Origin of the sequence: Streptomyces sp. SID5910 (assembly GCF_009862125.1) — a bacterium.
Taxonomy (GTDB): Bacteria; Actinomycetota; Actinomycetes; order Streptomycetales; family Streptomycetaceae; genus Streptomyces.
The window spans coordinates 1-8,042 of the sequence record NZ_WWHX01000378.1; the positions used below are offsets into that span (position 1 = coordinate 1).

Genomic DNA, 8,042 nt, shown 5'->3' on the forward strand with positions numbered 1-8,042 from the left:
GGGCGGCACGGGTGGGCGCAGGCGGCACCCCGTCAGCGCGGGCAAGCGCCCCCACCCGCGCTGCCCCCGCCCACGCGCCGTCAGCCCCGCCGACGCCGGGCCATGGCCAACGCTCCCCCACCCGCCAGCACCAACACCCCTGCACCGGCCGCGAGATACGGAGTCATCGAGCTGCCCCCCGTCTCGGCCAGGTCGGCCGTCGCCTCCTTGGCGGGAGCCCCCTGCGGCTTCACCTCCGCCGCCGGTTCCGCGGGCTCCTCCGCCACCTCCGCCGGAGGCTCAAGCGCCGCCGGAGCCTCGCAACTGGCGCTCGCCAGCGTCAGCGTGCCGTCGACCTGCGCCACCCCCAGCTCCAGCGGATCGACGTGCACGGTCAGCGCCAGCGCCGTCGCGGCAGCCGTACGCGACGTCGTCTCCGTCCTCGACAGGTCGAGCCGCACCTCACCGACCCCGGGCACCTTCACGTCCGTCGTCCCGCCCGTGGTCAGCGTGACCTTCTTGCCGAGCACCGTGACCGCGCCCAGCAGGTTCGACGAGGCGACGGGCTTCTTCCCCGCCTCGCACGTCGCCGTCGAGGTGACCTGCTCGACCTCGATGACCGACAGCAGCGGCAGACCGGGGACGTGGACCCGGGCCCGGGCCAGGTTCGTGTGGCCCTCCGCCTTCTCCGCGGACGTCGTCGCCCCGGCGTCGGCCACATCGGCGCGCAGGACACTGAAGGGCTTGCCGCCCTCCACGCCGTCGAGGCGGGCGGTGAGCGCGGTCTTCTCGGCGCTCTCGGGCGCCTGCACCTCGTTGAGGGTGACCGTGAGCGGGACGTTCACGGTCTTCTTGAGCAGGGACACGTCCAGGTCGGTGCGCAGGACGGAGGCGCTCGCGCGGCCGTGGTCGCCGGTCGCGTGGGCGGTGCCCGCGCCGGCCAGGACCGCGGGTCCTGCGGCCAGCGCCGTGGCCGCCGTGACGGTGAGGAGGCGGCGTGCGGGCATGCGGAAGGTGTTGCCGTTCAAGGTGGTGGGACCCCCAGAAAGACATGCGTGCGGAACACGCATGAGCGACATGCTTGGGACCCGGAAAGGATGTCCCCGTCCGGCCCCAACCGTCAGCGATCCAGGGTCACTTCACCCCTTCGTGGTGTTTCCGCGAGCCTTTTCGAATCTTCCGGCACGCGCGTTCCCCGGCGTCACCCGTGTCGGCTATCCGACGACCCGCCCGTTGAGCACCACCCGGCGCGGAGCGCCGAGCACGCGCACGTCCGCGCGCGGGTCCTCGTCGTACACCACCAGGTCCGCCGGCGCGCCCTCGTCGAGGCCGGGCCTGCCGAGCCAGCGCCGGGCGGCCCAGGTCGTGGCGGCGAGGGCCTCGACGGGCGGGATGCCGGCGGTGACCAGTTCGGCGACCTCCGCCCCCGCCAGGCCGTGGGCCAGGGCGCCGCCCGCGTCGGTGCCGACGAAGACCGGGATGCCGGCGTCGTAGGCGTTGCGGACGGTGTCGTAGCGGCGGGCGTGCAGCCGGCGCATATGGTCGGACCAGCGCGGGAACCGGGTCTCGCCGCCGTCGGCGAGCGCGGGGAACGTGGCGATGTTGACCAACGTCGGCACGATGGCGACGCCCCGCTCGGCGAAGAGCGGGATGGTGTCGTCGGTCAGGCCGGTCGCGTGCTCGACGCAGTCGATGCCGGCCTCGACCAGGTCCCGCAGCGAGTCCTCGGCGAAGCAGTGCGCGGTGACGCGGGCGCCGAGGCGGTGGGCCTCGGCGATGGCCGCCTCGACGGCGCCGCGGGGCCAGCAGGCGGACAGGTCGCCGAGGTCGCGGTCGATCCAGTCGCCGACCAGCTTCACCCAGCCGTCGCCGCGCCGGGCCTCCTGGGCGACGTAGGCGACGAGGTCCTCGGGCTCGACCTCCCAGGCGTAGTTGCGGATGTAGCGGCGAGTGCGGGCGATGTGCCGGCCCGCGCGGATGATCTTCGGGAGGTCCTCGCGGTCGTCGATCCAGCGGGTGTCGGAGGGCGAGCCGGCGTCGCGGATGAGGAGGGTGCCGGCGTCCCGGTCGGTGAGCGCCTGCTTCTCGGCGACGTCCTCGGGTACGGCGCCGTGCTGGTCCAGGCCGACGTGGCAGTGCGCGTCGACCAGGCCGGGCAGCGCCCAGCCCTCGACGGTGCGGACGTCGGCCTCGCCGGCGGGACGGTCGTACGAGATCCGGCCGCCGATCACCCACAGCTCGTCCCGGACGTCCTCCGGCCCGACGAGCACCCGCCCCTTCACGTGCAGCACCGTGCGATCGCTCATGCCCAGCACCTTAGACGGGCCCGCCGACGCCCTTCGAGTGCTCGGTCGCCGGACGCCGTCGCGCGCGGTTGCGCAGCTCCGTCGCGTAGCCGGCCGCGATCGCGCTGCCGGCGCCGGTCAGGGCGAGGACGGCGGCGGTGGGGTTGACCCAGGCGGGGACGTCGTCGCTGGTGTAGTCGCCGCCGTCGGTGGTCTCGCAGACGAAGCCCAGCGGCAGGAAGGAGACCGACTGGTCGACGACGTGGAGCGCCCGCTCCTCGTAGCCGGGCATGCGGCAGGGCGGTGCCGGTGCGGAGCCGGCACCGCCGTCCGACGCCATCACGGCGCCGGTCACGTGCAGCACCCCCCAGGCGTACGTGGCGAGGGCGGCCGCGGCGGCGAACGCGGCGAGGGCGTGCAGCGGGGGTGCCGCGCCGGGGCCCCGGGAGCGGCGGGCGGCGAGGACGCTCGCGCCGTGGCCGGTCAGGGCGACGGTCGACACCACGGCGATCACGACGACCAGCAGAAGGACGAGGAACACGGGGCCAGTCCATCAGGCGGCGACCGCTCCGGCTGTGACGGAAGCCACGATTCCGGCCGTGGGGGTGTCGCAACGGAAGCCCTCCGGCGCGAGTGGCCGCGGGTGCCATGGTTACTCTCGACTCCATACGCGGCGTATCCGCGTCGCACACCTGCCGTCACTGAAGAGAGCACCGCCGTGAGCCACCCCTTCCTGGACCTCGCCCCGCTGAGCGCGGGCCGTTTCGCCGCGATCGAGGACAGGGTGGCGCGCCTGCTCGGCACCCGGCAGGACGTTCTGATCACGCAGGGCGAGGCGCTGCTGCCCCTGGAGGGCGCGATCCGCGGGTGCGCGGGTCCGGACACCGTCGCGCTGAACGTGGTCACCGGGCCGTACGGGCAGACGTTCGGAGACTGGCTGCGGGACTGCGGTGCGACGGTGCACGACCTCTCCGTGCCGTTCCACACCGCCGTGACGGCCGACCTGGTCCGGCAGGCCTTCGCCGAGCACCCGGAGATCGACTTCGTGTCCCTGGTGCACGCGGAGGCGGCGACCGGCAACACCAACCCGGTCGCGGAGATCGGCGAGGTGGTGCGGGAGCACGGCGCGCTGTTCTATCTGGACGCGGTGGCGTCGGTGGGTGCCGAGCCGGTGCTGCCGGACGCGTGGGGCGTGGACCTGTGCGTGATCGGCGCGCAGAAGGCGATGGGCGGTCCGGCCGGGGTGTCGGCGGTGTCGGTGAGCGAGCGGGCGTGGGCGCGGATGGCGGCCAACCCCGGGGCGCCGCGCCGGTCGTACCTGTCGCTGCTGGACTGGAAGGAGCGCTGGATCGACGGCGGGCGCAGGGCGCTGCTGCACGCGCCGGCGCAGCTGGAGATGCTGGCGCTGGAGGCGTGCGTCGAGCGCATCGAGGCGGAGGGCCTTGAGACGGTGATGGCGCGGCACGCGTCGGCGGCGGCGGCCACCCGGGCCGGGGCGCTCGCGCTGGGCGGCGGTCTGGAGCCGTACGTGCACGAGGCGCGGGAGGCGGCGCCGGTGGCGACGACCCTGCGGGTCCCCGCGGAGCTGGACGCCTCGGAGCTGGTGGCGCGGGCGCTGGAGTCCGACCCGGCGCTGCCGATGGCCGCGGGCGGCGGTGCGCTGGCCAAGGAGATGATCCGCGTCAACCACTACGGGCCGGACGCGACGCGCGGGACGGTGCAGAGCTGCCTGGCGGCACTGGGTGCCGCGCTGGCGGACAAGGGACGCACGACCGACCCGGCGGCGGCCCGCCGGGCGGCCGAGGACGCCTGGGAGCGGCCGTCCGCGGCCGGCTTTGCGGGCGCGTGAACGGGAGCATGAACGGGAGCATGAATTCGAGGTAATTACCGAACTTCACAGGAAGTGAATTTAAGTAATTACCTCGATAGGCTTCCGGTATCCTCCTGCCCGGTTTTCGTGGGCCTAAACGCACTGATTTCATGAAGTCCGGGAACCGGGCCAGGAGCACCGCGCGCCGGGTTACATGATTGTGACCCGTTGCACATGCGGTCCGTTTTGTAACTTATACACCGGTCATTTACCCCCAAATCGCCGCTGCTTCGCGCGGAAGCACGCGCCCGCGCGATAACACACGAGGCGCTCATACGTAACCCCTTCCGGCGATGCATTTTTTAATTCCACTGGGTAAATTCAATTTGCATGACCGCCGTGCAAGCAGACCTGCGAATCGATCGCCCGGAAGTGGCAGACGGAGCCGCCCTGTGGCGGATAGCGAGGGATTCCAAGGTCCTCGACCTGAACTCGTCCTACAGCTATCTGCTCTGGTGCCGTGACTTCGCCGCCACCTCGGCCGTGGCCCGTGACGGGCACGGCGTGCCGGTCGGCTTCGTCACCGGCTACCTGCGTCCGGACCGGCCGGACACGTTGCTCGTGTGGCAGGTGGCCGTGGACGAGGCTTACCGTGGACGAAAGCTCGCCGCCGCGCTGCTGGACGAGCTGGCCGCCCGGACTGTCGCGGAGTGCGGGACGGCGACCCTGGAGACCACCATCTCACCCGACAACACCGCGTCCCAGCGGTTGTTCACCTCGTTCGCCGAGCGGCACGGTGCCCGGCTGGAGCGCGAGGTGCTGTTCGAGACGGACCTCTTCCCCGACGGACCGCACGAGCCCGAGGTGCTGTACCGCATCGGCCCCCTCTCCGCCGCCGGCGACTGACCCGTCCGGCGCCCGGACGTCCCGGTTCCCCGGCCGTCCGGCCCCTCACACTTCCCGGCAGGGACCGCCCTGGTCCCCGGCCGGATCCGTACGACCTTCCTCTCCCACCCTCACCCCACGAGGAGCGATTCGTCGTGACCATCACCCAGCCCGACCTCAGTGTCTTCGAGACCGTCGAATCCGAGGTGCGCAGCTACTGCCGCGGCTGGCCCACCGTCTTCGACCGTGCGCACGGCAGCCGCATGTACGACGAGGACGGCCACGAGTACCTCGACTTCTTCGCCGGCGCGGGCTCGCTCAACTACGGGCACAACAACCCCGTCCTGAAACGGGCGTTGATCGACTACCTGGAGCGGGACGGCGTCACGCACGGGCTGGACATGTCGACGACCGCCAAGCGCCGCTTCCTGGAGACGTTCCAGAACATCGTGCTGCGGCCGCGCGACCTGCCGTACAAGGTCATGTTCCCCGGCCCGACGGGCACCAACGCCGTGGAGTCCGCGCTGAAGCTGGCGCGCAAGGTGAAGGGGCGCGAGTCGATCGTGTCGTTCACCAACGCCTTCCACGGCATGTCCCTGGGCTCGCTCGCCGTGACCGGCAACGCCTTCAAGCGGGCCGGCGCCGGCATCCCGCTGGTGCACGGCACGCCCATGCCGTTCGACAACTACTTCGACGGCACCGTCGAGGACTTCCTCTGGTTCGAGCGGCTCCTGGAGGACCAGGGCTCCGGCCTCAACAAGCCGGCCGCCGTGATCGTGGAGACCGTGCAGGGCGAGGGCGGCATCAACGTGGCCCGCGCCGAGTGGCTGCGCGCCCTGTCCGAGCTGTGCGCCCGCCAGGACATGCTGCTCATCGTGGACGACATCCAGATGGGCTGCGGCCGCACCGGCGCCTTCTTCTCCTTCGAGGAGGCGGGCATCACGCCGGACATCGTCACCGTCTCCAAGTCGATCAGCGGTTACGGCCTGCCGATGTCGCTGTGCCTGTTCAAGCCCGAGCTGGACGTCTGGGAGCCGGGCGAGCACAACGGCACCTTCCGCGGCAACAACCCCGCCTTCGTCACGGCGACCGCCACGCTGGAGGCGTACTGGGCCGACGGGTCGGCGATGGAGAAGCAGACCCGCACCCGCGGTGAGCAGGTCGAGCAGCACATGATCGCCATCACCGAGGAGAACCTCGCCGACGTCAAGGAGTACCGGGGCCGCGGCCTGGTCTGGGGCCTGGAGTTCCACGACAAGGACCGCGCGGGCCGCATCGCCAAGCGCGCCTTCGAGCTCGGGCTGCTCATCGAGACGTCCGGCCCCGAGAGCGAGGTCGTCAAACTGCTGCCGGCGCTCACCATCACGCCCGACGAACTGGACGAGGGCATGAAGACCCTCGCCCGCGCCGTGCGCGAGACCGCCTGACACCGCACCACACGCTTCCGGCGCCTTCGGCCCGCGCGACCGTGGGCGCCGGGGATCCCTGCACACCCTCACCTAGGAGGCATCGCAACACCGTGATCGTCCGTTCGTTCAAGGAGATCGAAGGCACCGACCGGCACGTGAAGTCGGCGTCCGGCACCTGGGAGAGCAAGCGCATCGTCCTCGCCAAGGAGAAGGTCGGCTTCTCCGTGCACGAGACGATCCTGTACGCGGGTACGGAGACGTCCATGTGGTACGCGAACCACATCGAGGCCGTCGTCTGCACCAAGGGCGACGCCGAGCTCACCGACCGCGAGACGGGGAAGACGTACCACATCACCCCCGGCACGATGTACCTCCTGAACGGCCACGAGCGGCACACGCTCATGGTCAAGGAGGACTTCCACTGCATCTGTGTCTTCAACCCGCCCGTCACCGGACGGGAGGACCACGACGAGAACGGCGTATACCCGCTGCTCACCGAGGAGGTGTGAGTCACCGTGACCATCACGACCACGAACATCACCGATCTCTATCCCACCCGCGGTGCCACCGAGGTGGCCACTCCCCGGCAGGACCCGGTGGTCTGGGGCAGCCCCGACACCCCGGGCCCCGTGTCGGCCGGTGACCTCCAGTCGCTGGACCGCGACGGCTTCCTCGCCATCGACCAGCTCATCCGGCCGGACGAGGTCGCCGAGTACCAGCAGGAGCTGGAGCGGCTGACGAGCGACCCGGCCATCCGGGCGGACGAGCGCTCGATCGTGGAGCCGCAGTCCAAGGAGATCCGGTCCGTCTTCGAAGTGCACAAGATCAGCGAGGTCTTCGCCAAGCTGGTGCGCGACGAGCGCGTGGTCGGCCGGGCCCGCCAGATCCTCGGCTCGGACGTCTACGTCCACCAGTCGCGGATCAACGTCAAGCCGGGCTTCGGGGCCAGCGGCTTCTACTGGCACTCGGACTTCGAGACCTGGCACGCCGAGGACGGCCTGCCGAACATGCGCACCATCTCGGTCTCGATCGCGCTCACCGAGAACTACGACACCAACGGCGGTCTCATGATCATGCCGGGGTCGCACAAGACGTTCCTCGGGTGCGCGGGGGCCACGCCGAAGGACAACTACAAGAAGTCCCTCCAGATGCAGGACGCGGGGACGCCGTCCGACGAGGCGCTGACGAAGATGGCGTCGGAGTACGGCATCAAGCTGTTCACCGGCAAGGCCGGCTCGGCGACCTGGTTCGACTGCAACTGCATGCACGGTTCGGGCGACAACATCACGCCGTTCCCGCGCAGCAACGTGTTCATCGTGTTCAACAGCGTGGAGAACACGGCGGTGGAGCCGTTCTCGGCACCGATCCGGCGGCCGGACTTCATCGGCGCGCGGGACTTCACGCCGGTGAAGTGAACCGCGTCTGAGACTCGGGCAGGGGCCTCCTCGTGTGGGACGGGAGGCCCCTGCCCGATGCTGTACCCGCCCGGCCGGCTCAGCCCGCCAGGACGTCGAGGAGCCGGTCGACGTCCGCCTCCGTGTTGTAGAGGTGGAACGCGGCCCGCAGATTGCCGGCCCGGTCCGAGACCTGCACGCCCGCCCGGCTCAAGTCGCCCTGCCGGTGGCCGAGTCCGGGCACGGACACGATCGCCGACCCCGGCGCGGGGACCGGCTC

At 71.1% G+C, this 8,042-nt stretch carries 8 protein-coding genes and 1 pseudogene; 5 read left to right on the plus strand and 4 right to left on the minus strand.

Features of this window, described 5'->3' with window-relative positions; translation table 11 throughout:
- Nucleotides 1–80: 80 nt before the first annotated feature.
- The 3 genes from GTW67_RS12975 to GTW67_RS12985 all read right to left on the minus strand — a co-directional run bounded on the left by GTW67_RS12975 (nucleotide 81) and on the right by GTW67_RS12985 (nucleotide 2,805).
- Nucleotides 81–1,007: an SCO1860 family LAETG-anchored protein gene (locus GTW67_RS12975; RefSeq protein WP_161164966.1), complete on the minus strand. Its 927-nt coding sequence runs from the start codon at nucleotides 1,005–1,007 to the stop codon at nucleotides 81–83.
- A gap of 186 nt (nucleotides 1,008–1,193) precedes the next feature.
- Nucleotides 1,194–2,285 carry an amidohydrolase family protein gene (locus tag GTW67_RS12980; RefSeq protein ID WP_161164967.1) on the minus strand — a complete coding sequence of 364 codons (1,092 nt, stop codon included), beginning with the start codon at nucleotides 2,283–2,285 and terminating at the stop codon, nucleotides 1,194–1,196.
- Between the two features lie 10 nt (nucleotides 2,286–2,295).
- Nucleotides 2,296–2,805, minus strand: a complete 510-nt coding sequence (locus GTW67_RS12985; RefSeq protein ID WP_161164968.1) for a hypothetical protein — start codon at nucleotides 2,803–2,805, stop codon at nucleotides 2,296–2,298.
- A gap of 177 nt (nucleotides 2,806–2,982) precedes the next feature.
- Here GTW67_RS12985 and GTW67_RS12990 point away from each other — a divergent pair, with 177 nt between their 5' ends.
- From GTW67_RS12990 to thpD, 5 genes are all read left to right on the plus strand, one after another.
- On the plus strand, nucleotides 2,983–4,113 hold the full coding sequence (locus tag GTW67_RS12990) for an aminotransferase class V-fold PLP-dependent enzyme (protein ID WP_161164969.1): 1,131 nt from the start codon (nucleotides 2,983–2,985) through the stop codon (nucleotides 4,111–4,113).
- Nucleotides 4,114–4,464: 351 nt separating this feature from the next.
- Nucleotides 4,465–4,980 (plus strand): diaminobutyrate acetyltransferase, encoded by a 516-nt coding sequence (gene ectA / locus GTW67_RS12995; RefSeq protein WP_161164970.1) that lies wholly within the window; start codon nucleotides 4,465–4,467, stop codon nucleotides 4,978–4,980.
- A gap of 134 nt (nucleotides 4,981–5,114) precedes the next feature.
- Nucleotides 5,115–6,386, plus strand: coding sequence for a diaminobutyrate--2-oxoglutarate transaminase (gene ectB, locus GTW67_RS13000; protein WP_161164971.1), 1,272 nt, complete (start codon nucleotides 5,115–5,117; stop codon nucleotides 6,384–6,386).
- A 92-nt stretch (nucleotides 6,387–6,478) separates the two neighbouring features.
- Nucleotides 6,479–6,877, plus strand: a complete 399-nt coding sequence (locus tag GTW67_RS13005; protein WP_161164972.1) for an ectoine synthase — start codon at nucleotides 6,479–6,481, stop codon at nucleotides 6,875–6,877.
- 6 nt (nucleotides 6,878–6,883) lie between these two features.
- Nucleotides 6,884–7,783, plus strand: a complete 900-nt coding sequence (thpD, locus tag GTW67_RS13010) for an ectoine hydroxylase (protein WP_161164973.1) — start codon at nucleotides 6,884–6,886, stop codon at nucleotides 7,781–7,783.
- A gap of 79 nt (nucleotides 7,784–7,862) precedes the next feature.
- Here the strand turns inward: thpD and GTW67_RS13015 are convergent.
- A pseudogene (locus GTW67_RS13015) lies at nucleotides 7,863–8,042 on the minus strand (aminotransferase class V-fold PLP-dependent enzyme); the annotation flags it as partial.

Coding starts and splice junctions, on each gene's coding strand:
- GTW67_RS12980 (WP_161164967.1), bottom strand. CDS start 2,285: ATGAGCGATCGCACGGTGCTGCACGTGAAGGGGCGGGTGCTCGTCGGG.
- ectA (WP_161164970.1), top strand. CDS start 4,465: ATGACCGCCGTGCAAGCAGACCTGCGAATCGATCGCCCGGAAGTGGCA.